At 56.1% G+C, this 22,908-nt stretch carries 26 protein-coding genes; 10 read left to right on the plus strand and 16 right to left on the minus strand.

The window, feature by feature from the left end; genetic code table 11:
* Positions 1-3: 3 nt before the first annotated feature.
* Entirely contained in the window at positions 4-510 is a 507-nt protein-coding gene (locus tag SYNCC9902_RS01375; RefSeq protein WP_011359116.1) for a CYTH domain-containing protein, read from the plus strand.
* Positions 471-755: a hypothetical protein gene (locus SYNCC9902_RS11930; RefSeq protein ID WP_083756832.1), complete on the plus strand. Its 285-nt coding sequence runs from the start codon at positions 471-473 to the stop codon at positions 753-755. Before SYNCC9902_RS01375 ends, SYNCC9902_RS11930 begins: the two co-directional genes overlap by 40 nt.
* Here the strand turns inward: SYNCC9902_RS11930 and SYNCC9902_RS01380 are convergent.
* A complete protein-coding gene (locus SYNCC9902_RS01380) occupies positions 712-990 on the minus strand; it encodes a helix-turn-helix domain-containing protein (protein WP_011359118.1) in 279 nt (92 codons plus the stop codon). The genes SYNCC9902_RS11930 and SYNCC9902_RS01380 overlap by 44 nt on opposite strands.
* 78 nt (positions 991-1,068) lie before the next feature.
* On the opposite strand from SYNCC9902_RS01380, the gene SYNCC9902_RS01385 reads away from it, so the two are divergent.
* Positions 1,069-1,962 carry a methylenetetrahydrofolate reductase gene (locus SYNCC9902_RS01385; protein WP_011359119.1) on the plus strand — a complete coding sequence of 298 codons (894 nt, stop codon included), beginning with the start codon at positions 1,069-1,071 and terminating at the stop codon, positions 1,960-1,962.
* Here SYNCC9902_RS01385 and SYNCC9902_RS01390 read toward each other — a convergent pair.
* The 6 genes from SYNCC9902_RS01390 to SYNCC9902_RS01415 all read right to left on the minus strand — a co-directional run bounded on the left by SYNCC9902_RS01390 (position 1,943) and on the right by SYNCC9902_RS01415 (position 9,097).
* A complete protein-coding gene (locus SYNCC9902_RS01390) occupies positions 1,943-3,121 on the minus strand; it encodes a nucleotidyltransferase family protein (protein WP_011359120.1) in 1,179 nt (392 codons plus the stop codon). The two genes, SYNCC9902_RS01385 and SYNCC9902_RS01390, sit on opposite strands and share 20 nt — an antisense overlap.
* Before the next feature lie 42 nt (positions 3,122-3,163).
* Positions 3,164-4,066 carry a segregation/condensation protein A gene (locus tag SYNCC9902_RS01395; protein ID WP_041424742.1) on the minus strand — a complete coding sequence of 301 codons (903 nt, stop codon included), beginning with the start codon at positions 4,064-4,066 and terminating at the stop codon, positions 3,164-3,166.
* Between the two features lie 70 nt (positions 4,067-4,136).
* Complete coding sequence (locus SYNCC9902_RS01400) at positions 4,137-4,520, minus strand: lipopolysaccharide assembly protein LapA domain-containing protein (RefSeq protein WP_011359122.1); 384 nt, start codon at positions 4,518-4,520, stop codon at positions 4,137-4,139.
* A 64-nt stretch (positions 4,521-4,584) separates the two neighbouring features.
* Positions 4,585-6,231: an NAD(P)H-quinone oxidoreductase subunit 4 gene (locus tag SYNCC9902_RS01405; RefSeq protein WP_011359123.1), complete on the minus strand. Its 1,647-nt coding sequence runs from the start codon at positions 6,229-6,231 to the stop codon at positions 4,585-4,587.
* A gap of 90 nt (positions 6,232-6,321) precedes the next feature.
* Positions 6,322-8,331: an NAD(P)H-quinone oxidoreductase subunit 5 gene (locus SYNCC9902_RS01410; protein WP_011359124.1), complete on the minus strand. Its 2,010-nt coding sequence runs from the start codon at positions 8,329-8,331 to the stop codon at positions 6,322-6,324.
* Positions 8,332-8,365: 34 nt separating this feature from the next.
* The gene (locus SYNCC9902_RS01415; protein ID WP_011359125.1) at positions 8,366-9,097 is read right to left on the minus strand and encodes an NnrU family protein; all 732 of its coding nucleotides are present in this window, start codon (positions 9,095-9,097) and stop codon (positions 8,366-8,368) included.
* 80 nt (positions 9,098-9,177) lie between these two features.
* Between SYNCC9902_RS01415 and SYNCC9902_RS01420 the strand changes: the two genes are divergently transcribed.
* A complete protein-coding gene (locus SYNCC9902_RS01420; RefSeq protein WP_011359126.1) occupies positions 9,178-10,173 on the plus strand; it encodes a LysR family transcriptional regulator in 996 nt (331 codons plus the stop codon).
* On the opposite strand, the gene SYNCC9902_RS01425 is transcribed toward SYNCC9902_RS01420, so the two are convergent.
* On the minus strand, positions 10,164-10,784 hold the full coding sequence (locus SYNCC9902_RS01425; protein ID WP_011359127.1) for a DUF3172 domain-containing protein: 621 nt from the start codon (positions 10,782-10,784) through the stop codon (positions 10,164-10,166). The two genes, SYNCC9902_RS01420 and SYNCC9902_RS01425, sit on opposite strands and share 10 nt — an antisense overlap.
* Positions 10,781-11,128 (minus strand): NAD(P)H-quinone oxidoreductase subunit M, encoded by a 348-nt coding sequence (locus SYNCC9902_RS01430; RefSeq protein WP_011359128.1) that lies wholly within the window; start codon positions 11,126-11,128, stop codon positions 10,781-10,783. Before SYNCC9902_RS01430 ends, SYNCC9902_RS01425 begins: the two co-directional genes overlap by 4 nt.
* Positions 11,129-11,212: 84 nt before the next feature.
* Between SYNCC9902_RS01430 and pds the strand changes: the two genes are divergently transcribed.
* Both pds and SYNCC9902_RS01440 read left to right on the plus strand, forming a co-directional pair.
* The gene (pds, locus tag SYNCC9902_RS01435) at positions 11,213-12,631 is read left to right on the plus strand and encodes a 15-cis-phytoene desaturase (protein ID WP_011359129.1); all 1,419 of its coding nucleotides are present in this window, start codon (positions 11,213-11,215) and stop codon (positions 12,629-12,631) included.
* A 4-nt stretch (positions 12,632-12,635) separates the two neighbouring features.
* Positions 12,636-13,550 carry a phytoene synthase gene (locus SYNCC9902_RS01440; RefSeq protein WP_011359130.1) on the plus strand — a complete coding sequence of 305 codons (915 nt, stop codon included), beginning with the start codon at positions 12,636-12,638 and terminating at the stop codon, positions 13,548-13,550.
* 75 nt (positions 13,551-13,625) lie between these two features.
* Here the strand turns inward: SYNCC9902_RS01440 and SYNCC9902_RS01445 are convergent, their stop codons facing one another.
* Entirely contained in the window at positions 13,626-14,063 is a 438-nt protein-coding gene (locus tag SYNCC9902_RS01445) for an RNA recognition motif domain-containing protein (protein ID WP_009788255.1), read from the minus strand.
* 55 nt (positions 14,064-14,118) lie between these two features.
* Positions 14,119-15,315 carry a tRNA nucleotidyltransferase gene (locus tag SYNCC9902_RS01450; protein WP_011359131.1) on the minus strand — a complete coding sequence of 399 codons (1,197 nt, stop codon included), beginning with the start codon at positions 15,313-15,315 and terminating at the stop codon, positions 14,119-14,121.
* 31 nt (positions 15,316-15,346) lie between these two features.
* Here SYNCC9902_RS01450 and SYNCC9902_RS01455 point away from each other — a divergent pair, with 31 nt between their 5' ends.
* Genes SYNCC9902_RS01455 through SYNCC9902_RS01465 form a run of 3 tightly spaced genes read left to right on the plus strand, consistent with a single transcriptional unit; the run spans position 15,347 to position 16,793 of the window.
* Positions 15,347-15,598, plus strand: coding sequence for a Ycf34 family protein (locus SYNCC9902_RS01455; RefSeq protein WP_011359132.1), 252 nt, complete (start codon positions 15,347-15,349; stop codon positions 15,596-15,598).
* Positions 15,595-16,218, plus strand: coding sequence for a tRNA (adenosine(37)-N6)-threonylcarbamoyltransferase complex dimerization subunit type 1 TsaB (gene tsaB, locus SYNCC9902_RS01460; protein WP_011359133.1), 624 nt, complete (start codon positions 15,595-15,597; stop codon positions 16,216-16,218). Before SYNCC9902_RS01455 ends, tsaB begins: the two co-directional genes overlap by 4 nt.
* The gene (locus SYNCC9902_RS01465; protein ID WP_011359134.1) at positions 16,218-16,793 is read left to right on the plus strand and encodes a YdcF family protein; all 576 of its coding nucleotides are present in this window, start codon (positions 16,218-16,220) and stop codon (positions 16,791-16,793) included. The genes tsaB and SYNCC9902_RS01465 overlap by 1 nt, the downstream gene beginning before the upstream one ends.
* On the opposite strand, the gene SYNCC9902_RS01470 is transcribed toward SYNCC9902_RS01465, so the two are convergent.
* The 5 genes from SYNCC9902_RS01470 to rpaB are packed head-to-tail and all read right to left on the minus strand — an operon-like array spanning position 16,756 to position 21,417.
* The gene (locus SYNCC9902_RS01470; RefSeq protein ID WP_011359135.1) at positions 16,756-17,415 is read right to left on the minus strand and encodes a lysophospholipid acyltransferase family protein; all 660 of its coding nucleotides are present in this window, start codon (positions 17,413-17,415) and stop codon (positions 16,756-16,758) included. The two genes, SYNCC9902_RS01465 and SYNCC9902_RS01470, sit on opposite strands and share 38 nt — an antisense overlap.
* A complete protein-coding gene (gene fabD / locus SYNCC9902_RS01475) occupies positions 17,412-18,308 on the minus strand; it encodes an ACP S-malonyltransferase (protein WP_011359136.1) in 897 nt (298 codons plus the stop codon). Before fabD ends, SYNCC9902_RS01470 begins: the two co-directional genes overlap by 4 nt.
* Positions 18,309-18,336: 28 nt before the next feature.
* Positions 18,337-19,386: a beta-ketoacyl-ACP synthase III gene (locus tag SYNCC9902_RS01480; protein ID WP_011359137.1), complete on the minus strand. Its 1,050-nt coding sequence runs from the start codon at positions 19,384-19,386 to the stop codon at positions 18,337-18,339.
* Positions 19,383-20,690 carry a phosphate acyltransferase PlsX gene (gene plsX / locus SYNCC9902_RS01485; RefSeq protein ID WP_011359138.1) on the minus strand — a complete coding sequence of 436 codons (1,308 nt, stop codon included), beginning with the start codon at positions 20,688-20,690 and terminating at the stop codon, positions 19,383-19,385. The genes SYNCC9902_RS01480 and plsX overlap by 4 nt, the downstream gene beginning before the upstream one ends.
* A complete protein-coding gene (gene rpaB / locus SYNCC9902_RS01490; RefSeq protein ID WP_009788247.1) occupies positions 20,671-21,417 on the minus strand; it encodes a response regulator transcription factor RpaB in 747 nt (248 codons plus the stop codon). The genes plsX and rpaB overlap by 20 nt, the downstream gene beginning before the upstream one ends.
* A gap of 89 nt (positions 21,418-21,506) precedes the next feature.
* On the opposite strand from rpaB, the gene radA reads away from it, so the two are divergent.
* A complete protein-coding gene (gene radA, locus SYNCC9902_RS01495; RefSeq protein WP_011359139.1) occupies positions 21,507-22,904 on the plus strand; it encodes a DNA repair protein RadA in 1,398 nt (465 codons plus the stop codon).
* Positions 22,905-22,908: the final 4 nt, after the last annotated feature.

Consider the following 22,908-nt stretch of genomic DNA (forward strand, 5'->3'; position numbering starts at 1 on the left):
TCTATGGCTCTCGAGATAGAGCGTCGCTTCTTGGTGTCTGGGGAGGCCTGGCGAGCTCATGCCGGGTGTGCTCAGCCTTTGCGGCAGGGTTACTTGGCTGCAAGTGCTGAAGGGGTCACGGTGCGCTTGCGCATCCAGGACAACAACCAGGCCTGGCTCACCCTGAAAGCTCCCGCTGGTGTCAGCGGCTTGGTGCGGCATGAGTTCGAATACGTCATTCCTGTGGAGGACGCCGAGGCCATGTGGAAACTGGCACCGCATCGCTTGGAGAAGACCCGCTGGCTTCTTGATCTCCCTGGGGGCGAATGGGTTGTGGATTGTTTTGCTGGGACGAATGCTCCTTTGGTGTTGGCGGAAGTGGAGCTCCCTCAGGTGGATCAATCCGTAGTGATACCGCCATGGTGTGGCCTTGAGATCACCGGAGAATCACTCTGGTCGAATGCTGTCCTGGCTCAACATCCTGTGCAGTCATGGCCTCTGCAGGAACGGGTGCGGCACGGACTGGCTTGACCCCTGGACCAATTTATAGATTTCCTTTAGATTCGGGCCAGGCGAGCGGTGCTCTGACAGTGGTTGGTCTATACGACGCAACAGGAATGCTTCGCTTCGTTGGAAGCAGTATCGAAGCCTGTATGGAATACGCCAATTTGTTTGAGCTTGCGTTACTTCCGTCCTCGCTTCAAGCCTTGCCGGAACCCGTCGTTCCTTCGATCAAGGTTCGTGGGGATCGGCATCTGGAAGAGCGCAGCAGTTAAAACCGTCACGACAAATCTTTCCGTTGTCCATAGCCCAATTCAGCAAAGCCACCCGGTTTTTTGAACCTGTTTTGGTGAACACATTGCTCACATGGTTGTCCACGGTTCGTTTGCTGATGGTCAAACGATCGGCGATTTCTTGATTGGTGAGACCCTCTGCCACCAACTGAATGATCTCGATCTCCCTGGCAGACAGAGAAATGTCCAAGGGATCAGTTGTATCGACGGATGACATAGTCAACCCCTTTGAAAACATGTTAGTCCCGACCCAAGTCCAATCCTGCATAGTGGTGCGTTGAAGCGATAAAAGGCTTTGAAGACGGCGCTCCAGTGCGCAATTGAGGCCGGCAAGCAGGCACTCACGGCAGAGGTCATGCCGCCAAGAGGTGCTGATCCTGCTCACATGCTTGCTATGGCGGCTCATTTGCAGGGGCGCGTGCACGCTTTGAACGTCACGGATGGCAGCCGTGCTGTCATGCGAATGAGCAGTGTGGCCGCCTGCAAACTCCTGATCGAGGCAGGTGCTGAACCTGTGTTGCAGTTGGCCTGCCGTGATCGCAATCGGATTGCTTTGCAGGCGGATTTGCTCGGTGCCCATGCTTTGGGGATTCGCAATCTCCTTTGTCTTACGGGCGATCCCGTTCGCAGTGGGGATCAGCCTTCGGTGCGGCCGGTAAACGAGTTGGAGTCTGTGAAATTGCTGCAGCAAGTGGAGGCTTTGAACCGAGGTGAGGATCCCGTGAAGGGCAGTCTTCCTGATGGTGCTACTGCTCTTTTTCCAGGGTGTGCAGCCGACCCTCACTCGCGGAGTTGGAGTGGTTTACAACGTCGATTGCAGCGGAAGGCTGGAGCCGGTGCTCGATTCGTGCAAACCCAAATGGTGATGGACCCGCAGGTGTTGGACCGGTTTCAGCGGGAGCTGGCGGGGCCGCTTCAGCTTCCAGTTTTGGCAGGGGTGTTTTTGTTGAAATCGGCCAAAAATGCCCTGTTTATTAACCGTGTGGTGCCAGGGGCATGCATTCCCGAGCACTTGATCGAGCGTCTTGAAGGCGCATCAAATCCCGCGATGGAAGGCGTTTCCATTGCCGCTGAGCAGGTGCGGCAATACCTCGGCATTGTTCAGGGTGTGCATCTCATGGCGATTAAGGCAGAGGAGCGAATCCCCTTAATCCTTGATCAAGCGAACATCAGTTCACCGACGACATGAGATCTGTGCCAAGCAGCTCGGCCATCGCTTTTTGTTGAGGTGATGGTTCCACAAGGTCTTGGCGTCGTGCATCGGTGATCAACCAATCCAGGGAGGCTTCTTGAAGATCGAAGTGGTCGCCATCTTTGCCAACGCAATAACGGCCAAACACAAGTTTTTCAACAAGTTGAACGCCCGCTCCAATTCGGGAGTAGTCGAAAATAATCGAATTATCAACCGTGGCTCCTTCGCAAATATGACAACTAGGCCCAATCATTGTGGGACCAATAATCGTTGCACCGTCTTCGATTTTGGTCATCCCTCCGACATATACGGGCCCAGTCACATTGATTTTGTCCCAATTAGCGGCCACGTTCAGGCCGGTGTAGACGCCTGGACGGATCTCTTTGCCAGGAATACCCACTTGGCGAACATCACCAGATAAAACGCTACGAATGGCCTGCCAATAGTCGGGAACTTTGCCAATATCAACCCACTCAAAATCCATTGGTATGGCATAGAAGGGAGCTCCAGAGGCCGCCAGCTTTGGAAACAAATCTGAGCCGATATCGAAGGACACTCCTGAAGGGATGTGGTCAAATATTTCAGGCTCAAAAATGTAAATGCCAGTATTAATCGTGTCGCTCAGGGCCTCATCGATACTGGGCTTTTCTTGGAACGAGGAAATCCGACCTTCGTCATCAGTCACGACAACGCCGTAGCTGCTCACCTGATCTTTGGGAACGCGTTTGGTGACCAAGCTGGCGATGGCCCCTTTTTCTCGGTGCCGCTTCAGCGCTTCGGTGAGATCGAGGTCGATCAGTGCATCACCGCAGAGCACAACAAAGGTGTCATCAAAAAAATGTTGAAAATCTTGGATTTTCTTCAGGCCACCGGCAGAACCCATCGCACTGCCAATGAGTTCTCCATCTTCAATGCGTCCTTCGAAGCTGTAGGCCAGTTCAACGCCAAAACGTTGACCATCTCGGAAATAGTTTTCAATTTCTTCTGCTAGGTGCGACACGTTCACCATCACTTCGGTGAAACCGTGCTCCTTCAAAAGTTCCAGCAGGAATTCCATCACTGGCTTTTGCAGGATTGGAATCATCGGCTTGGGGATCACATGTGTGATCGGCTGCACCCTTGTCCCCTTGCCAGCCGCCAGAATCATCGCCTTCATTGGCGTTTCGGGCTCCTGAATTGGCAGCACATTAGACCAAATTTAGGCAGCAACGGCTGTTGGCGCTGGTATTGGGGTCGCAACCTGAAGGCTGCTGATCGGCAATTGCGTTGGGATGCCAGCTGCTGGGATCCGTTTGAGCCGAAGTGGTCCGTGCAGCCATTGCGATTGTTCGAGCTCCACACTGCCTTGTGAGGACAGAAATAGAAGGGCCCAGAACACGCCCACCCTGTCTTGATCAAGATCAGCTGCAGCCACCTGGCCCCAGCGTTGGACGAGGCCTTCAAAATCTACCCAATCCAGGGCGTCTTCCCAGCCGTTTAGAAACACGCCGAGGGCTGCGGTGGTTTCCGGTAACTTTTCGCGGTGCGCCAAGTTGGCAACTTGGTTGATGGCGTCACGGGTACTGAACCGCTTGCGGCGTTGACGGCGGCGCATCTCCAGTTCGTCGGACTCGAGCTGTCCGGCAATGCTTTCGAGCTGTTCAATGAGTTCTCCGAGCGTTACCGGCCGACGGAGTGGTGGAGGTGCCACTGGACGCCGAAGCAGATGACGTTCAGGTCGTCGGGGTAAATCGAAGCTGGGATCCAGCCATCCCTGATCATCAAAGTCGGTGTCGAAATACTCCTCCACTTCTGGGGGCGGTGGAAGCATGCTGGCTTCGAGAACTTCTGCTTTTAGACCCACAAGCACTGAAGCGGCCAAAAAGGCTTCACTGCTCTCTGCAAGATCACGTTCGTAGCTGCCACCGCGTCCTGCCAAAGCCGCTGCAATTTGACGCGGAACTTCGATGCGTTGCCTGAGTTGATCAAGAAAACCGTCTACGACGGCAATCACATCCACGTCCCAAGGATCGAGATCGCCCCGCTCGGCAGCATCTTGCAGAAGTCGGATCGCAAGGCGGGCACCGGCATCAGCACCTTCGTTGGGGACCGCCTGATGCAATGGACTCCCTCTTCTAGTCAAAAGGTATCGACCCCATCGCTGGTCGGCTAGCCCCGCATCACGATCGTCTTCAGGTGCTGCTTATGGGTGAGTCGACTTCGCTGGTGCTCACGGTCGTGCTCACGGTGGTGGCAGGGAGAAGGCCAAGCTGCGTTTCGACCGTGGAACGATATCGATTGAGATCGGTTTCCAGCTCTTGAATGCGAACCTGTTGTGCCTCAAATTCAGTCGCTTTGCTCAGTTGATCCACGTTGTTCAGCATTCCTGTCCATGTGGCGAAAAACCAGGCGGATGCCGCACCGATTCCGGCGACAAATAGAAGAAGGCCAGCCAAGGGCAAGGTGTATTGCATCCCTGGTAAGACGTGGACTGTTGTAGCTGCCGTATTTTCAAGCGTGAAAAAAACGGTAACGAGTCCAAAGCCGAAGATCAGTCCGAAATTGATCTGGCGCATAGATGTGGCGTCTCAGCGGCACGAACTTAAGAAGTTTCAGCCCCAAGACCACCGCATCGATACGTCACTTAGGAGTTGGCGTGCCGAGGTTCGGAGCGCGCAAGATGGCTGGAACCGTTGATTGACCTCGAATTAAAGGGGCGGTGGGTTTCGTGAGTTGCTCCATAGCGGTCACATCACGGCTCACCAAAGCCTCGATGGAGCTGCTGAAGCTATCGGTCATCAGGCGTGGATACAAACCGATGCCGATAATCGGAACCAGTAAGCAGCCAATGATGTAAACCTCGCGAGGCTCGGCATCCACCAGGTTGGTGTGGGAAGCCAGCTCAGCTTTCTCTTTGCCAAAGAATATTTCTCGCAGCATTGAGAGCAGGTAAACCGGTGTGAGCACAACGCCTACAGCGGCTAGACCGCAAATCACCACGCGGAAAGGAAGGGTATAGGCCTCGTCTGTGGCGAACCCTGCAAAAATCATCAGCTCGCTCACAAAACCGCTCATCCCTGGCAGGGCAAGGGAGGCAAGGGCGCAAACGGTCCAAAGGGCGAACATGATTCGCATTTTTTGGCCAATGCCGCCCATCTCATCCAGTAGCAACGTGTGGGTGCGGTCGTAGGTCGCTCCCACGAGGAAGAACAGGCTGGCACCGATCAATCCATGGCTGATCATCTGCAACATCGCGCCGCTGCTTCCAAGAACACTGAAGCTGCCGATGCCAATCAGCACAAAGCCCATATGGCTGATGGAGCTGTAGGCAATTTTTCGTTTGAGATTGCGTTGGGCGAAGGATGTGAGGGCGGCATAAATGATATTGACCACTCCTAAAACGATGAGCAGTGGTGCGAACTGGGCATGGGCCGCTGGCAGTAGCTCACAGTTGAATCGCAGTAGGGCGTAGCCACCCATCTTCAGAAGGATGCCAGCCAGCAGCATGTGCACGGGCGCTGTGGCTTCTCCATGGGCATCCGGTAGCCAGGTATGCAGGGGCACAATCGGCAGCTTGACCCCGAAGGCGATGAGTAGTCCCGCGTAACACAGCAACTGGAAGCCACTGCCAAAGTCTTTCGCAGCCAGTGCTGTGTATTCGAAGCTTGGCGTTCCTCCTCCGAAAAACCCCATGGCAAGAGCAGCCAAGAGGATGAACAGGGAGCTCCCTGCGGTGTAGAGAATGAATTTGGTGGCAGCGTATTGGCGTTTTTTGCCGCCCCAGATGGCAAGTAGCAGGTAAACCGGGAGAAGTTCGAGCTCCCATGCCAAGAAAAACAGCAGCATGTCTTGCACGGCAAAAACGGCGATTTGGCCGCCATCCATTGCCAGTAACAGGAAGAAGAACAAACGCGGTTTGAACGTCACCGGCCAGGCCGCTAAGCAGGCCAGGCTGGTGATGAAGCTTGTTAGCAGGATGAGGGGCATTGATAGCCCGTCGGCTCCGACGGTCCAGGTCAGACCGATCTCTGGCAGCCAACTAACGCGTTCAAAGAGCTGCAGACCGCTAAGGCTGGGGTCATACCCCGTCAGATACGCCGCAACCGTGATCAGAAAGGTGATCAGGGTGACGATCAGGGCGTACCAGCGAATTTGCTTTCCTTCTCCCTGGTCGGGAATGAAAGGGATGAGCAGCGCTCCGCCAATGGGCACCAAAATCGACAGGCTCAACCACGGAACTGTCGCTTGCACGGGGTCGCTCAGCCCGGCGACTGCAAACTCGATCACGGACTACCCAGCTCTCCACTGGCTGGATCGTAGAAATCACTGGGCCTGTGTCATCACCTCGATAGGCGATGACACACATGCCGATCTTGATCAGCTGATCGGTCCGCCGATCACACCGAATAAAACAACCATCGCAATGACGCCGCCAAACACGATCAAGGCATAGAACTGAGCACGGCCAGTCTCCAGGTATTTCAAGCCTTCTCCGCTACCGAGGGTGAGCAAACCGGTGAGGTTCACCACCCCATCCACCACCTTTGCGTCCACCTCAAGAACCTCTCTAGCGAGCTTCCGACTACCGCGAACAAATAATTTTTCGTTGATCGAATCGAGATACCACTTGTTCGCCAGGAAGGCGTTGATCGTGGGGAAGCGACCAGCGACCAGCTGACCTAGATCGATCCGGCGCAGGGCGTAAGCGAGAACGGCAAGGGTGATGCCCACCAGTGAAATGGCAACTGAGGCTCCTGCGAGAGGTAGGAACTCCGCCCAGCTGAAATGTTCGGCCATTTCCGCTGCTTCTTCAGGGTTCAACAAACCGGCAAAGCGACTATTCCAAGGCGTTCCTAGCAAACCAATCAGCACGGATGGAACAGCCAAAACAGCCAGGGGAACTGTCATGGGCCAGGCCGACTCATGCACGCTGGTGGCGTGGTCGCCATGCTCCTTGTTCTCTTTTCCCACGGCGGCAAGCAGCGATGTTTGCATCGCCTTGTCGTTGCCACGGAACTCCCCTTCGAAGGTTAGGAAGTAAAGCCGGAACATGTAGAAGGCCGTCATGCCGGCGGTGAGGAACCCGACAAGCCACAGCACTGGGAAGGCATTGAAGGCTTGGCCCAGGATTTCATCTTTGCTCCAGAAACCTGCCAAAGGAGGGATTCCGCTGATCGCGATGCAACCGATAAAAAAGGTGATGGCGGTAATCGGCATCTTTTGGCGCAAGCCACCCATGAGGCGCATGTCCTGAGCCAAGACGGGTTCGTGACCCACCACTTCTTCCATGGCATGGATGACGGACCCTGAGCCCAAAAACAGCATTGCTTTGAAAAAAGCGTGCGTCACCAGATGGAACATTCCGGCAACCGGAGCACCGCAGCCCATGGCCAACATCATGTAACCGAGTTGCGACACGGTGCTGTAGGCCAAACCTTTTTTGAGGTCCATCTGGGTTAGGGCGATGGAGGCTCCAAGGAAGCAGGTGATCGTTCCAACCACTGCAATAACGGTTTGAACAACTGGGAATTGGGTATAAAGCGGATCCAAACGCGCGACGAGAAAAACCCCAGCCGCCACCATCGTTGCGGCGTGAATGAGAGCTGAGATGGGCGTTGGTCCCTCCATGGCATCGGGTAGCCAAACGTGGAGGGGGAATTGAGCCGATTTCGCCATCGGACCCATAAACACCAGGAGGCAAAGCAGTAGTGCAGCCCATGGAGCGACGCTGCCATTGGCTAACCCTTGCTGCAAACCATCGGCAATGCCTTGGAAATCAAAGCTTCCAGTGGCCCAAAACAGGCCAAGGATTCCCAAGAGAAGTCCGAAGTCGCCAACGCGGTTGACTACAAATGCTTTTTGGGCCGCGTGGGCAGCGCCGTCTCTGTCGTACCAGAAACCAACGAGTAGATAGGAACACATCCCCACCAGCTCCCAGAACACGTAGATCTCGAGCAGATTGGGACTAATAATCAGCCCAAGCATCGAGCTGCTGAAGAGGGCGAGATAAGTGAAAAACCGAACGTAACCCTTGTCGTGGGCCATGTACCCGTGGGAGTACACCATCACCAATAAGGCAATGGTGGTGACCAGCGACAACATCACTGCGCCCAACGGGTCAACGACATACCCCATGGGCAATGTGAAGTCGCCTGCACTTGCCCAGATGAAGAGATGCTCAACCGGCGGAGAACCAGCTAGTTGACTCGCCAAAATGGCGTAACTCAACACAGCAGCTGCGCCAACGCAGGTGATGAGAAGCAGTGCAACGGGCTTGCGCAACCGATTCACTGTTCGGTTAAAGCTGATCAGCCCAAGCCCGGTTATTACAGCCCCAAACAGGGGAAGAACAGGAATCAGCCAGGCCAGTTCCGCTGCCGAGGGCATCCACTTCAAGCCAATTGAGATGAGTGTAGGCAGCTCAGCTGAACAGGGACTCGAGTGCGGAGTTGCGCACCAACTCGCCGGCTTGGGGAATAAAGCGATGGGCCCACCAAAACACGCCTACTGCGATGGCAATTCCCAGTTGTGCCGGACGGACAAACTCGCGCCAATCCAGGTTCTGGCGACCATCGAGTACGGCGACAAAGGGCACCGATGAGGTGGAGTTTTTGAGTTCATCGAAGGCATCTCCAAAGCGCAACTTCAGGCGGCGATCCCCATGCCAAACAGCGAAAAGGTGGTGGGCAATAAGTCCTGCGCAGGTCACCAGCATGAAACTGCTCCCTATCCACAGAGCATGGGTGAAGCACCACAGAATTTGCCCAACTGCCTGTGGATGGCGGCTGATCCTGATAATTCCTGTGGCATAAAGGCGCACCTGAGGCTTCAACACTGCAGGGATTTCCAGCAAGTTGTAAGTGGCTGGGTAGAGAAAAAGAAAACTGATCGCGGTGCCAACCCACACCATTGGCACCATCCCAGGAACGCCTTGCAGGTTCCAAAGCCGGAGACCGTCGTAGCGGTGGGCCAGAAAGTAGCCAATCACCACCACCGCTGAAGGAATGCTGAGGGCAGCAAAGATCAAACGCCACGCTCGTGCTCCGATGACGGCTTCAGCTCGAACGCGTAGGGCTGCACCTCCGCTGTGAATCACCGCGAAGAGCACCAGCAACACCAGCATGACCAAGCTGCTGTGGTGGGTGGTTGCCATGGAGGGGCCTCGTTAGGCCGTGATTCTGGCGGTCTGTCATCCCGGGCTTAGATTTCAGTTTTTCCGACGGGTGCATCGCGGTGGCTGATCTGCCGTTCACCCTTGATCAGCTCCGCATCCTGCGAGCGATCGTGAGTGAGGGAAGCTTCAAGAAGGCTGCCGACAGCCTCTATGTCACGCAGCCTGCCGTCAGTCTTCAGATTCAAAATCTCGAGAAACAACTCGAGGTGTCCCTCTTCGATCGCGGTGGGCGGAAAGCGCAACTCACCGAAGCGGGACATCTGCTCTTGAGTTATTGCGACCGCATCCTCAGCCAGTGCGCAGAAGCCTGTCGTGCGCTGGATGACCTTCACAACCTCAAGGGCGGATCGTTGATTGTTGGTGCGAGTCAAACAACAGGCACTTATTTGATGCCGCGGATGATCGGATTATTTCGGCAGAAATATCCAGAAGTGGCCGTTCAGCTTCAAGTGCACAGCACCCGGCGAACCGGTTGGAGTGTTGCGAATGGCCAGATTGATTTGGCCATCATTGGCGGGGAATTGCCACCGGAGCTGAACGAGCTCCTGCAAGTGGTTCCGTATGCCAGTGATGAACTTGCCCTGGTGCTTCCGGTGAAGCACCCGTTGGCTCGTTTGACCGAGCTAACGAAGGAAGATCTGTATCGGCTTGGTTTTGTTTGCTTGGATGCCCAATCCACCACCCGAAAAATGGTGGACCAATTGCTCGCCCGCTCCGGGCTGGATGTGCAACGTTTGCGCATCGAGATGGAGCTCAACTCCCTTGAGGCGATCAAAAACGCTGTACAGGCCGGATTGGGAGCAGCCTTTGTGCCTGTGGTTTCGATTGATCGTGAGCTCGCTGCAGGCACGATCCATCGCCCCCAGGTGGCTGACTTGCAGGTGAAACGACAGTTGAAATTGATTACCCATCCAGCGCGGTACTGCTCGAGGGCATCCGCTGCGTTCCGCCAAGACGTATTGCCTGTTTTCGCGAGCCCCGACAGTCCGATCCGACAAAAAGTAGCGACGCCAGTGGTGCCGCTTTCATCAGCCGATCAGCTGACTCAGAATTGATCCGCTTCCGGGGTGATGCCCACGGTGTCGTCGGCGATTCCTTTCGTGAGGAAGCGATTTTCCGAAATGTCTGTTTGATAAACGCAGCGCACCACTGGTTTGTCTCGCACTGATCCGATGTAGGCAAAGGTGTTCATGCGTTGCTTGCATTCCCGTTCCTGATCCCCTGTGATGGCGCCCTCTTTGCGCAGCACAGACCAGTTTTCCCGACGAATGACGCAGCCTGGCTGAAGGGTTGGCTGGGTGACGAAGCTGCTGGAGGGATTCAGTGTTGTGTACATCTCGATATCCATCACAAAGGCGCTTGCACCCCATTGCCGACAGAACTCGGGGTCTGGCACGGCCATGTCGAGTTGCTGTGAGCTAGCGATATTGCCTTGATCTCCCTGGGTGGTGCTGGTGACGGCACTCCCAATGCCAATACCCACCACAAGAACTCCTGCGAGCACCGCCACGGTGCGTGAACTGAAATTGAAATCAGGTCCGCCACCTTCTGGCGGTGGGCCTGGGGGGCGATTCCCACGACCGCTGTTACGCCGATCGTCGTAGCCGCGCTCATACCTTCCTCCACTTTGGGGGCGGTCATAGCTGTCGTAGCGGGAACGATTCACAGCAGTTCTGGTGTGCGCGGGAGACCCATCGAAAAGTTCTGAACGCGAGCCTCCGGGTTGTAGCTGAGCTCTCCCCGTTGAAGGAGTTGCCGGATGAACCCTTCCAGGTCCGTTCCAATTCGCCGCAAGGTGTAGTCGCTGAGTTCGCCGCCTGCGGCAGCGTCTACGAGTTGCTTGAAGCGTTGCTGCACTTGGGAAATGCAGCTTTCACTCCAGATGAATTCATTGTCTGGATCGAGGTCCAAGGTGAGCTCATTCGCACTTGGCACGAGGTCATCGTTGTCCACCCGAGCGGTGAACAGGCGTACATGCCGCGTTGTGCACTTCAGCAGGGTGTCGGCCATGTCGCACCGGAGACGTTTGCCGAGTTTAAGAAGCGGTCGGGGTGGTGGCTCTCTTAAGGTTGGTTTCACTATTCAGCTATCCGCATGCGCGTCGCTATCGCCGGAGCAGGACTTGCGGGTTTGTCTTGCGCAAAATATTTGGCGGACGCTGGCCACACTCCAATTTTGGTGGAATCCCGTGATGTTCTTGGCGGGAAAGTGGCTGCCTGGAAGGATGAAGATGGCGACTGGTACGAAACCGGGTTGCACATCTTTTTTGGTGCTTACCCAAACATGCTGCAGTTGTTCAAGGAATTGGACATCGAGGACCGGCTGCAGTGGAAAAGCCACTCAATGATCTTCAACCAGCCTGAAGAGCCCGGTACCTACAGCCGCTTCGACTTTCCCGACTTGCCCGCGCCAGTGAATGGTGTTGCGGCGATTCTGGGCAACAACGACATGCTCACTTGGCCAGAAAAGATCAGCTTTGGTCTGGGGTTAGTCCCAGCCATGCTGAGGGGGCAGGGATATGTGGAGCAGTGCGATCAGTACTCATGGACTGAATGGCTTCGTTTGCACAACATCCCTGAGCGGGTCAATGACGAGGTTTTCATTGCGATGAGTAAGGCATTGAATTTCATCGACCCAGGTGAAATCTCTGCCACGGTTCTGCTCACAGCATTGAATCGCTTTTTGCAAGAGAAAAACGGTTCACGCATGGCTTTTCTCGATGGAGCCCCTCCAGAACGTCTGTGTCAACCAGTGGTTGAGCACATCGAATCTCTCGGTGGAGAGGTTCACTTGGATTGTCCTCTTCGTGAAATCAAATTGAACGACGATGGAAGCGTCGCAGCCTTTCAAATTGGTGGAGTGAAAGGAAAGGAAGGGTTTGATCTCGTGGCTGATGCTTATGTCAGCGCGCTACCCGTTGATCCTTTCAAATTGTTGTTACCCGAGCCTTGGAAGCAAATGGATGTTTTCCAAAAGCTTGAGGGTCTTCGTGGTGTGCCCGTGATCAACATTCATATGTGGTTTGACCGCAAGCTCACGGACATCGATCACTTGCTCTTTAGCCGGTCGCCGTTGCTCAGTGTCTATGCCGACATGAGCATCGCTTGTAAGGAGTACGAAGATCCTGACCGATCAATGTTGGAGCTCGTTTTTGCACCTGCCAAGGACTGGATCAGCCGTAGTGATGAAGATATTATTGAAGCCACAATGGGAGAGCTTCTAAAGCTATTCCCAATGCACTTTGGTGGGGATAATCCAGCAAAGTTGCGTAAATCTAAGGTCGTTAAAACTCCATTATCAGTTTATAAAACTACTCCTGGCTGTCAGCAGCTTCGTCCAGATCAAACGACGCCAATTAAAAATTTCTTTTTGGCTGGCGATTACACAATGCAGCGCTATCTGGCCTCGATGGAAGGTGCTGTTCTGAGCGGCAAGCTTTGTGCCGGTGCGGTTGATGCCAAGACAGATCAATTGTCCAAGTCGTCTTCCGTTGGCGAGCCTGTGACAGCCTGAAGCGATGCCAATCGCATCTATGGCCACGGATCTAGACGAAGCTTTTGAAGCGTGTCGTCGCGAGACAGCTGAGTGGGCAAAAACGTTTTATCTCGGAACGCTGCTGTTGCCTCTTGAAAAACGTCGGGCGATCTGGGCGATTTACGTCTGGTGTCGCCGCACCGATGAACTAATGGACAGTGCCGAAGCACAATCACGTTCTGTAGAGGAACTAGCTGAGCGCTTGGATCATTGGGAGCAACAAACGCGAGATCTTTTTAATGGTCATGTTTCCAATGATCTCGATGCCGTGATGGCACACACGCTGGAGCGATTTCCGCAAGATATTCAGCCCTACTTAGACATGATCGAGGGTCAACGTATGGATCTCACGTGGACGCGATATCCCACGTTTGAAGATCTGAAGTTGTATTGCTATCGCGTCGCGGGGACGGTGGGTTTGATGACCCAAGGTGTGATGGGTGTGGATCAGGCCTATACCTCTGCTCCGTGGAGTGACAGTCCAGACACCTCGGATGCGGCGGTTGCCTTGGGGATCGCAAACCAGCTCACGAATATTCTTCGAGATGTTGGTGAAGATCGTGGCCGTGGTCGTATTTATCTTCCTCAAGAAGATTTAGATCGCTTCGGTTATTCAGAATCCGATTTGATGGCTGGGAGACTGAATGAAGCTTGGCGTGAATTAATGGCTTTCCAGCTTGAACGGGCAAGAGAATGGTTTACTCGGTCTGAGTCCGGGGTGCGCTGGCTTTCGGGGGATGCCCGCTGGCCCGTGTGGACATCTTTGAGGTTGTATCGAGGCATCTTAGATGCCATTGAGCGCATCGATTACGACGTCTTTAATCGACGTGCTTACGTCGGCAAGGTGAATAAATTGCTTGACTTACCTCGTTCCTATGCATTGGCACAATTTCGCTAAATCGATCAATAGAAATTCCAATAAAAAACCCTGTCAGGGTTTTCCTGACAGGGCTTAAGTGCGTTTTTGATTGATTCAAACGGCTGTTTTCTGATTGCCAAGTAAATCTTTCAACTTGGAGAGTTCTCCGGCCCAGCGTGGGTCGGGTGCGCCTTCTCCAGGAGCATCGCTGTGAACCACCTTGTTAACGGTTTTCCGTGCCACTTGAGGTTGCCCTGCACCCATGGGAGCGGGAGCTCCGCCACGACGGTTATTGCCACCAGATTCGCGGCGTTCGGAACGCTCAACACGAAGGGTGCTGCCGCCAAACTCCTTTCCATTGAGTTGCTCGATCACTGCATCGGCAACCTTGGGGTCGTCAACGTTGGCGAAGCCAAAACCACGGCAGCTTCCGGTGTCTCGATCAAGCACCGACTTAAACCGGATCCCTTCTCCAATGCCTTTCAAAAGAGCCGCAAGCTCCTGTTCTTCAAAGGTTTGCGGCAAATTGCCGATGTAAAGGCGGATGCTCATGAAGGAGGGGAGGCGATCTGTCGGTGTCCGATTGTCATCATTGACACATGCAAAGTTAATCACAGACCGCCTCGATTTCGGCGCATAGGCGATGGGCCGTTTTGAGTGCTTCGTCGCGAGTCTGGATCCGTCCAAAGGCTCGCTCAAGGCGAAGTTGGGCGAGCACTTTCCCCATGGTTGGTCCAGCCGACAACCCCAGTTCCTTTTGAAGGCTGCCTCCATCAAGGGGCATGGTGGGGTGAAACAACGGATCGCTTGGATCACGCCAGCGTTTCAGCCATTGCGGCTGCAGCTCCTTCGGTAGATCAAGGATCAAAGCGGCAAGATCGCCTTCGAGCTCCAGATGCAGTTGGAGTCGTTCCTGTTCCGGTAAGGCCTCCGGTTGCTGTTTCGCTTGCAGACCCCAGTGGCGCAGTCGTGCACAGCGCTGTTGCAGGATTTTGCTGGCCTTGAGCCGCTTGAGGCCGTCGTCGCTGATGAGCTTTGTTAAGCGAGCCAGGGGAAGGGCATTAGTCGCCTCTTCGGCGTTCAACAGCGTTGTGTCGTACGAAGCGACTGTTTGTGATGTTGTGGCCCATGGTTGGAGCAATGGCCACTGCTCCAGGAGGTGAAGGGCTTGGTCGGCATGGGGGCCTTTTACGAGCCGTTGCAGTTCAGCCAGGATGCGTTCAGGGGCGGACTGCCCTAAAGCTTGGTGATGACGCTGGATCCACTCCCCCGTTTGGGCATCGAGCACTAGGGGGATCTCCGCCAGAAACCGCAGGCCGCGGAGGAGGCGTAGTGGGTCGTCGATCAGGTTCTGTTCGCGGACAGCGCGCAAGCGTCCCTGCTTGAGATCCCCTAAGCCTCCCGTTGGGTCGCATAGCGAGGCCATCGGCTGGAGTGGGAGTGCAATGGCATTAATGCTGTAATCACGCCTCCACAGGTCGTCTTCAAGGCCATCACCCTCCTGTCGGGCTACATCGATGGTCCATCCGTTGAGAACGAGACGGGCGATGTCTCTCTGCTCATCCAGCACCACATGTTTGCCCCCGAAAATCTTCGCAAGACGTGCGGAGTGTCGTAGAGCATCGCTGCGCACCACGAGATCAAGATCGGGATGTGGGTTGTGTCGACCAAGCAATGCATCCCGTACAGCCCCGCCCACCAAAGCTGTGCCTTCAGGCAGCTGGTCGATGGAGATCGGCCAGGCGTCTGGATCGAGCTGTTTCAGCAGGAGCCGTGCCTGCTCGTCGGGAGCAGCATCAGCCATCAGAATGAAATCTCTGCCGACATCGGGAGGCATGTGCATCTGCGTGGATTGCCGCTGGGTCGACCGTTGTCAGGCCTATCACGCAGTCGAGCGTCAGCATGGCGTTGCCCATCTTTCTGCTGAACCAGACCTGGAACCGAAAGCTCCCAAAATTCATATTTCTGTGGTGGATCTACCCGATGGCCAGGTGGGGGTTGAGTGGGATGTCAGGGCTTGCGACAGCTTTGAGGCTGACGCCGGCCGCTGGCAGCGTCTACGACCTGGTGAGGTGGTGCCTACATGAGTGGTAACTCCCTTTTGATGGCGTTGCACAGCTCCACAGAGCGATTTGGTGTCGCAGTGCACGATCCGATGTCGTCGTCCGAGCCCTCCGCCGTGCAGGTGTTCGATGACGGTCGTGGTTTGTCCAACACCCTGATCACCCGAGTGTCGGCGATGCTTCCGCGGGAGCGTTGGACCCAACTCAGCGGTCTGGCCGTTGCGACTGGACCCGGTGGGTTTACCGGAACGCGTTTGTCGGTGGTGATGGCCAGAACTCTGGCGGAACAGTTGCGCTGTCCGCTTTTAGGCATCAGCAGCTTTGCGTTAATGGCACCACGCCTTCACAACCAGTTACCCGTAGATCAACGCGGTCAACCGTTTTGGATTGCTCGGGAGCTGCCGCGACGAGGCTTAGTGGCCGGTTGTTATTGCCTCGATGCCAATGATGTCAACGAATTGGAGGAGCCCCATCTGGTAGCGAAGGGACGCTCGTTGGGCCCAATCGTTGAGGCCGCGGAGGACGTGCACGCCGATGTTCTGCGCTTATTGGAGCTTTTGCGCTGCGCCCATCTGGCTGGCAAGGCAATGCCATGGTCGGAGGTGTTGCCGATTTATCCCACCTCACCCGTCGGCCAGGTCTAATGGCAGGCCTCAAAACAGGCATGGTCTTGGGGGTTGCCCTAACGGTTTGGTTGCTCGGTCCTGGCCCGATGGCCCCGTATCGCCGCGCTTTGCTGAATCGCAGCGCACCTCAGATGGTCCTGGTTTTGGGTGGTGATGTGGATCGAGAACGGATGGGAGCGCGTTTAGCGCGGCAGTTGGATTTGCCCTTATTGGTGAGTGGAGGCAGTAATCGGGAATATGCCACCTGGCTATTGCAGGAGGAGCGCTTGAACCCTGAGCGGGTCACCCTCGACTACCGCGCTCGCGACACCCTCAGTAACTTCACGTCCCTCGTCGACGAGCTACAGAGCGACGGTATTCAACATGTGTTGCTCGTTACGAGCGAAGACCATCTGGCCCGTTCAATGGCGGTGGGTCAGGTCGTCGCAGGCAGTCGTGGGATTCACCTCACTGGTGTGCCGGTGGCTTGTTCCCCGGATTGTGATGAGGAGGGCCGTATAAAGCAGATCAGCGACTGGCTCCGAGCGATGGCTTGGGTGATCACTGGCCGTGATCTCAGGGATGCTGCAAACCTTGGTCCAGAAGCGCGTTGATCCGTTCTTGGAGGAGCGCGGTTGTTGCGTCGAGATCAGCACGACGCCGGCTGACTGGAGGCGGAATAGGCGTGCCGATCAGCAACTGAATCGGAACGAGGCGTGGCCAAAATTGACGGCTACCGAGGGCACGATGGCTGTTGAGAATCGCGACCGGCAGCAGTGGAGCTCCGCTGCGAGCAGCGAGTAGGGCAGCCCCGGGTAATGGGGCGTTCACCCGTCCATTGGCTTGTCGGGTGCCGTCAAGGAACACCCCAGTCGCCCAACCTGCCTCCAGGGTGGCCGTTGCGGTTCGAATGGCCTCCCTGTCGCTGGCACCCCTTCGGACGGGGTACGCCCCGAGGGCTCGAATCAGCCGTCCAAGCAACGGCACATCGAACAATTCAGCTTTGGCCATAAAAGCCACGGGTCGCCCTAGGGCATGCCCAAGGATTGGCGGATCAAGATGGGAACCATGGTTGGCTGCCACCACGAGAGCACCCTGCTTTGGAACATTTTCATTGCCCTGGGTTGATCCTCGGAAAAGCCCCCGAAAAATTGGGAAAACCAAGAGTCCGCTCACCAGCCGATAGGTGAGGCTTGGCGATGGTGCGGTGGAGATGATCTGGACGCTGTTGCTCATTGGCCGAGATCACCTGATGAACTGATTTGCGCTGTAGTGACGCCCGCCATGCTTCGTTTCGCCAAGCCGCTGAGCACGTTGCCAGGGCCGATTTCCACCAGGCTGTCGACGCCCTGTTCGGTCATGGCAACCATGGTTTCCCGCCAGCGCACGCCTGTGGTCATCTGTTGCTTGAGCCGTTCCTTCAGATCCACCCCTGTGTTGGAGGCACTGGGGTCGCAGTTGCTCAACACCGGGATGCGCGTGTCATGGAAGGCCATGGCATCCAGGGTGACTGAGAATTGGTGAGCGGCTTCTGCCATGAACGGCGAGTGGAAGGCTCCCGACACCGCGAGGGGGATGGCACGTTTGCAGGTGAGTTGATCGCTTACCGCGGCGACCGCATCAGGACGACCAGAAATCACCACTTGGGCGTCGCTGTTGTCATTCGCGATGCTCACACCGTCCGTTGCTCGCACAAGCTCTTCAAGCTGACTGCGGTCAAAACCAATGACCGCTGTCATTGCGCCTCCACCAGCTCCAGCCATGAGCTCGGAACGCACCTTCATGAGTTGGAGACCTGTCTCCAAGTTGAAGGCCCCTGCCGCATAGAGAGCCACGAGCTCTCCCAGGCTGTGACCGGCCACCAAAGAGGCATCTCTGCCCTGCTGGATCAAATTGTCGACCAGAAGTGACTCGATGACAAAGAGAGCCGGTTGAGTATTCCGGGTGTCGTTGAGGTCATCTGGACCCTCTCCACGGCCACTTTCTCCCTGGCAGATGGCGAGTAGATCGCGTCCGAGCAGCTCTGAAGCCTGGCTGAACCGTTCATTAGCCCCGCTCATGCTGAGAAGGGGATCGGCCATGCCCACTTTCTGCGAGCCCTGGCCAGGGAACACCCAGGCGATTGCCATCGTTGATTAACGCAGATAGTGCCGGAGGTTAGGCGGGCCCGCTCCATCGGAGAAGCGCTGCTCCCCAACTCAATCCTGCACCGAAGCCACTGCTGGCGATGCGATGCCCCGGTTGGATTCGACCATCTCGTACCGCCTCATCCAGCATCAGTGGAATGGTTGCAGCAGAGGTGTTGCCGTAAAAGGCGAGGTTGCTGAGGACCTGTTCGTTTGGAATCTTGAAACGCTCCGCGACGGCGTCGAGGATGCGTTGGTTGGCTTGATGTAACAACAACCAGTCGATGCTTTCTGGGCTGGTCCCAGTGCTGTTCAGCAGCGACGCCAGAATCGCCGGCACTTCTCGAACAGCGAATTTGTAGACCTCTTGGCCGTTCATTTGGATCGGTTCAAATCCTCCGCGTTGATGACTGGCATCGCCGATCAGTTCGCGTCGTTCTGTCACCTGTGGGAGTTGTAAGACCGCTCCACGACTTCCGTCGGATCGCAATAAAAATCCTTCTAGATCGTCTTTTCCGTCGTTCGATGCCTCGATCACAAGGGCTCCGGCGGCATCCCCGAAGAGCACACAAGAACGACGGTCATCCCAGTCCACCCAACGGCTGAGTTGATCAGCACCGACGACCAAGATGCGGCGCATGGCACCGCTGCGGATGTACTGAGCTGCGGTGACGAGGCCAAACAGAAAACCACTGCAGGCAGCGGTGAGATCAAAGGCCACGGCATTGATAGCTCCAATGCGGGCTTGCAGACGCGGGGCGGAACCGAAAAGATCGTCAGGGGTTGAGGTGGCAAGAACGATCAAGTCGAGGCTGTCCGCTTTCCAGCCCGCCATCTCCAGGGCTCGCTCTGCCGCTAAACCACTCAGCTCTCCTAAAGATTCTTCGGCACCTACGACCCGACGGGCGGCAATGCCAGTTCGGCTGCGGATCCATGCATCGTTGGTGTCCACGCGTTTGCCCAATTCGTCATTGCTGATCGATCGGGTTGGTGTGGCACTCCCGCATCCCCGGAGCAACACACCGCTGGTGTTGTGGAGCGGCTCGACCAAAGCGATGGGATCCAAGTTGGCGTCAGTCAATCACAGCCGCTCTGCAATGCAGCCAGATCATCCATAACGCCATGGCTTGCGGCGGAGTGGGCGATGCGTAGGGCACTCACGACAGAAAGAGCTTTGCTGCTTCCGTGCCCGATCACGGCGATCCCGTTCACTCCCAAGAGAAGAGCACCACCGTGTTCGGCGTGATCAAGGCGTTTTTTGATGCGTTTCAGGTTGCTGATGAGAAACGCTGACCCAACCTTGCCCCGACGTCCTCGAGGAAGTTCTGACCGCAGGACCCCGAGCAAAACGCTGCCCACCGACTCCAGGAATTTCAGGAGCACATTGCCGGTAAACCCATCGCAAACCACCACATCAAATTCACCCGACAACACATCGCGGCCTTCGCAATTGCCAGCGAAGTGAAGTCTGGACTCTTCCTTAAGCAGTTCGAAGGTTTTTAAGGAGAGTTCGTTGCCTTTGCATTCTTCTTCTCCAATGTTGAGGAGACCAACCCTTGGCTGTTCCACCTGAAGGACATCTCGGCTGTAGATGTTTCCCAGCAGGGCGAACTGATGTAGGTACGTCGGTTTGCAATCCATGTTGGCCCCCACATCGAGCACAAGCACGGGCTGTCCGGGATCTTTGGTGGGAAACAAGGCACCAATGGCCGGCCGGTCGATTCCTTTGAGTCGTCCAAGACGGAAGATCGCAGAGGCCATCACTGCTCCTGAGTTGCCAGCCGAGTAGACGGCTGTGGCACGACCTTGCTTCACCAGGTCCATCGCCACATTGATGCTTGCGTCGCGTTTTCGACGAACGGCTGTCGCTTCGTCATCCATGCCAATGGAAGGGCCGCTGGGCACTAACTCCAAGTGGCCTGATGCTTGAGCTTTTTCCAGAATGGCTTCGAGTTCTAGGTCGGCAGCAGCAGCTCGCACCCGATCCTGCTCGCCAACAAATCGAATTTTTAAGGGCAGGCGCTCAATCGCTTGGAGACACCCCTCGAGAATGGGGCCTGGTGCGTCATCGCCACCCATCCCATCGACGGCAACCCACAGGCGATCTTCATCTTTGATCTCGTCTTCGTCATTCCCACCCTGCAGGCGGCGCAGAGGATCAAAAACCAGGGGCTGCAGAACACTGCTGGCAACGGTGCCAGCACCAGACACAACAGTGCCTGCAACGGTTCCGGCTGCAGACGCTGAGCTGGCCGCACTATCAACAATTGTGGTCACGGCGGAATTCCGCCGGTACCAAATCACAAGACGGCGGATTGCCCGCGGCCTTGTGCTTTTACTCCTGGGCTCGGGGGCCTGGGAGGGATCAGGGTCCTTCGGAAGCAACGGAGTCGATGATGCGCTGGAACAGGTAGCCGGTACCGCGAGCCGTGAGGATTAACTCAGGGTTAGCAGGATCATCTTCCAGTTTGGAACGAAGCCGGGAGATATGAACATCAACCACACGAGTATCAACGTGGCGTTCTGGGGTGTAACCCCACACTTCTTTCAGAATTTCCCCACGGTTAAACGGTTCTCCGGAACGCGAGACCAGCAATTCCAGCAGGCTGAATTCCATGCCTGTGAGCCGGATGCGCTCATCGTTGCGGAACACTTGGCGTTTGTTGGTGTCGATGCGTAGGTCGGAGACCTGGATCACACCAGAGTTGGGTATCCCTGCAATGGCCTCCTTCTCCACCCTGCGAAGAACGCAGCGGATCCGTGCTTCCAGCTCCTTCGGGCTGAATGGTTTCACCACGTAATCGTCAGCGCCGAGCTCCAGTCCGGTGATCCGGTCGGCGACATCGCCCAGGGCTGTCAGCATCACGATCGGAACATCCGATTCCTTGCGGAGCTCTTGGCAGACGCCATAGCCATCCAGCTTTGGCATCATCACGTCGAGCACCACGAGATCCGGCATGCAGTTGGGGAACAACTCCAGAGCCTCAGTGCCGTCGCAAGCGGTCACGACGTTGTACCCGATCATCGAGAGCCTGGTTTCCAGAATCCGTCTGATCGAGGCCTCGTCATCGACCACGAGAATTGTTTCCTTGGAGGGAGCCGTGGCCGTCATGAAGCCTGTGGCGCAGCGTGGGTCTCGTCACACTTAAAAGAGAAGCCCCCCTTTAATTCACGTAACAGCAACTTTCTTCACAGTTCGCATTGCCTAAGCCCACCGCCATTTTTGTCTGCCAGGCCTGTGGCGCTAAGGCTCGACAGTTCTTTGGACGTTGTCCTGAGTGCGGGAGTTGGAATTCCCTTGTTGAGCAATCACAGCCATCCACCGATGGCCGCCGCCGCCGTGCTGCTCCAGACCAGAAGGATGCTCCTTCGCCCCGACGCTCGACGGCAATGGCCTCGTTGGACGATCAACCGCTGCAGCGTTTGCCGACGGGCTCTTCTGAGTTCGATCGGGTGTTGGGGAGCGGTTTGGTGCCCGGTTCACTCGTTCTTGTGGGGGGTGATCCTGGTATTGGCAAAAGCACCCTTCTTTTGCAGAGCGCTTCGGCCATGGCGGCCCACAGCTCTGTTCTCTACGTGAGTGCAGAGGAATCTGCGCAGCAAGTGAAATTGCGATGGCAGCGACTGGCGGGGGAGACCTCCGATTTGCAATTGCTGGCCGAGACGGATCTCGACTTGGTTTTGGAGGAGCTTGAAGCGCTTCGACCGGCGGTCGCGATCATTGACAGCATCCAGGCGTTGCATGACCCCAACCTCACGAGCGCCCCTGGATCTGTGGGACAGGTGCGGGAATGTGCCGCATCACTTCAGCGTTTGGCCAAGCGCCAGAACACGGCTCTCCTCCTCGTGGGACATGTGACCAAAGAGGGGATGTTGGCGGGCCCCAAGGTGCTTGAGCACTTGGTGGATGCGGTGCTCACCTTTGAAGGTGACCGATTTGCCAGCCATCGACTGCTGCGTGCTGTGAAAAATCGTTTTGGTGCCACCCATGAATTAGGCCTGTTTGAAATGCAGGCCGGCGGCTTGGCAGAAGTGGGCAACCCCAGTGAGCTTTTCCTCAGTGATGCCCGTGCATCAGGGGTTGCGACCATCGTGGCCTGTGAGGGTACCCGCTCCCTGGTAGTGGATCTTCAGGCGTTGGTGAACGTCACCAGCTATGCCAGTCCGCGCCGAACAGCTACGGGCATCGGCACCAATCGTTTGCACCAGATCTTGGCGGTGTTGGAGAAGCACATGGGCATTCCCCTGTCCCGTTTCGATTGCTACCTCGCTGTAGCTGGAGGGCTGGATGTGGAGGAGCCAGCTGCCGACCTTGGAGTGGCAGCTGCGGTGGTGGCAAGTTTTCGAGACCTCACACTCCCCCCGGGGACCGTGTTGATCGGAGAACTCGGGTTAGGAGGGCAACTCAGGCCGGTCGGTCAACTTGAGCTGCGTTTGCAAGAAGCGGCTCGGCTGGGGTTTCGACGCGCAGTCGTCCCATCCGGTAGTGGTTTAGGGGCATTAGCCTCCGGGTTGGATCTGGCCTTGCTTGAGGCCGCCAATGTCACCGAGGCGCTTGTTTTAGCGCTCGGTGATGAGGTGCGGACTGAGCCGAATTAGTTCA

The sequence above is a fragment of the Synechococcus sp. CC9902 genome, from assembly GCF_000012505.1.
Lineage (GTDB): Bacteria > Cyanobacteriota > Cyanobacteriia > PCC-6307 > Cyanobiaceae > Parasynechococcus.

Bases quoted from the DNA above. Each gene is read 5' to 3' on its own strand.
- tsaB (WP_011359133.1), top strand. From the start codon at position 15,595: ATGAGTGGTAACTCCCTTTTGATGGCGTTGCACAGCTCCACAGAGCGA.
- SYNCC9902_RS01430 (WP_011359128.1), bottom strand. From the start codon at position 11,128: ATGGCCGACACCCTGCTGAAGTGCACAACGCGGCATGTACGCCTGTTC.
- SYNCC9902_RS01445 (WP_009788255.1), bottom strand. From the start codon at position 14,063: ATGAGCATCCGCCTTTACATCGGCAATTTGCCGCAAACCTTTGAAGAA.
- SYNCC9902_RS01400 (WP_011359122.1), bottom strand. From the start codon at position 4,520: ATGCGCCAGATCAATTTCGGACTGATCTTCGGCTTTGGACTCGTTACC.
- SYNCC9902_RS01450 (WP_011359131.1), bottom strand. From the start codon at position 15,315: ATGGCTGATGCTGCTCCCGACGAGCAGGCACGGCTCCTGCTGAAACAG.
- rpaB (WP_009788247.1), bottom strand. From the start codon at position 21,417: ATGACGGCCACGGCTCCCTCCAAGGAAACAATTCTCGTGGTCGATGAC.
- SYNCC9902_RS01390 (WP_011359120.1), bottom strand. From the start codon at position 3,121: ATGAAGGCGATGATTCTGGCGGCTGGCAAGGGGACAAGGGTGCAGCCG.
- SYNCC9902_RS01470 (WP_011359135.1), bottom strand. From the start codon at position 17,415: ATGAGCAACAGCGTCCAGATCATCTCCACCGCACCATCGCCAAGCCTC.
- SYNCC9902_RS01440 (WP_011359130.1), top strand. From the start codon at position 12,636: ATGCCAATCGCATCTATGGCCACGGATCTAGACGAAGCTTTTGAAGCG.
- fabD (WP_011359136.1), bottom strand. From the start codon at position 18,308: ATGGCAATCGCCTGGGTGTTCCCTGGCCAGGGCTCGCAGAAAGTGGGC.
- SYNCC9902_RS01380 (WP_011359118.1), bottom strand. From the start codon at position 990: ATGTCATCCGTCGATACAACTGATCCCTTGGACATTTCTCTGTCTGCC.
- SYNCC9902_RS11930 (WP_083756832.1), top strand. From the start codon at position 471: ATGGCCTCTGCAGGAACGGGTGCGGCACGGACTGGCTTGACCCCTGGA.
- SYNCC9902_RS01410 (WP_011359124.1), bottom strand. From the start codon at position 8,331: ATGCCCTCGGCAGCGGAACTGGCCTGGCTGATTCCTGTTCTTCCCCTG.
- SYNCC9902_RS01415 (WP_011359125.1), bottom strand. From the start codon at position 9,097: ATGGCAACCACCCACCACAGCAGCTTGGTCATGCTGGTGTTGCTGGTG.
- SYNCC9902_RS01465 (WP_011359134.1), top strand. From the start codon at position 16,218: ATGGCAGGCCTCAAAACAGGCATGGTCTTGGGGGTTGCCCTAACGGTT.
- SYNCC9902_RS01375 (WP_011359116.1), top strand. From the start codon at position 4: ATGGCTCTCGAGATAGAGCGTCGCTTCTTGGTGTCTGGGGAGGCCTGG.
- pds (WP_011359129.1), top strand. From the start codon at position 11,213: ATGCGCGTCGCTATCGCCGGAGCAGGACTTGCGGGTTTGTCTTGCGCA.
- SYNCC9902_RS01455 (WP_011359132.1), top strand. From the start codon at position 15,347: ATGTGCATCTGCGTGGATTGCCGCTGGGTCGACCGTTGTCAGGCCTAT.